General features: G+C 61.9%; 1 protein-coding gene. It reads left to right on the top strand.

The features are described 5' to 3' along the window. Window positions 1-13 precede the first annotated feature (13 nt). A partial coding sequence (locus EN780_RS35445; protein ID WP_245500231.1) for an amidohydrolase family protein occupies window positions 14-921 on the top strand: 908 nt, incomplete at its 3' end.

Here is a 921-nt window from a genome sequence, read left to right as displayed (position 1 = left end):
CCCGATGCACAGGGTGCTGAACCCGCGCGAGGCCGAAGTTGCTTCCTGGCTGTGCTATGCGGAGGCGGTGCTGTCGGGCACCACGACGATTGTCGATATGTGGCGCTACATGGATGGCAGCGCGCGCGCGGCGGCGACGATCGGCAACCGTTCGGTGCTCGTGCCTTACGTGGGCGAGCATCCCGACTACAACTATTTCGAGACGCTGGAGACGAATGAGCGGCTGCTGGAGGAATGGCACCGCAAATGCGACGACCGCATCCATGTCTGGGTCGGCCTGGAGCACGCCTTCTACGCGACCGAAGACAAGTATGCCGGCGTGATCGATCTCGCCAGGAAGTTCGATACCGGCTTCCATACCCACAGCAATGAAGCTGAGATCGAACTGCGCGAAATGAAACGCCGCTACGGGCTGAGGCCTGTCGACGCACTTCGGCATCTTGGGCTATTCGAACCGAGGAAGGTGCTGCTCGCCCACTGCGTCTGGCTAGACGACAGCGAAATTGAAATCATCGCCGAGCACGGGGTGGGGGTCGTCCACAATCCCGTCAGCAACATGAAGCTTGCGAGCGGCACGGCGCCCGTCGAGAAGCTCCTGGCTGCCGGCGTGGCGGTCGGCATCGGCACCGACGGGGAAAAAGAGAACAACAATCTCGACATGTTTGACGACATGAAGTGCGCGTCGCTGCTGGCCAAGCTCAACACGTTGAACGCGGGGGCGCTCGACGCTTGGGATGTGCTCCGCATGGGCACGATCACGGGAGCGCGCAGCATCGGCCTCGAACATGAGCTCGGCTCGTTGGAGGTTGGCAAGAAAGCGGACATCATCGCAGTTCGCACGAACACGCCGCGCATGACGCCGTTGATGAGCGGGCGCTATTTCAACCTGCACCACAACCTCGTCCACGCTGTCCGCGGTAG

Source organism: Mesorhizobium sp. M4B.F.Ca.ET.089.01.1.1 (assembly GCF_004022605.1).
Lineage (GTDB): Bacteria > Pseudomonadota > Alphaproteobacteria > Rhizobiales > Rhizobiaceae > Mesorhizobium > Mesorhizobium abyssinicae.
The sequence above is the reverse complement of the archived record's forward strand: the minus strand, read 5'-3'. Positions and strand labels throughout refer to the sequence as shown.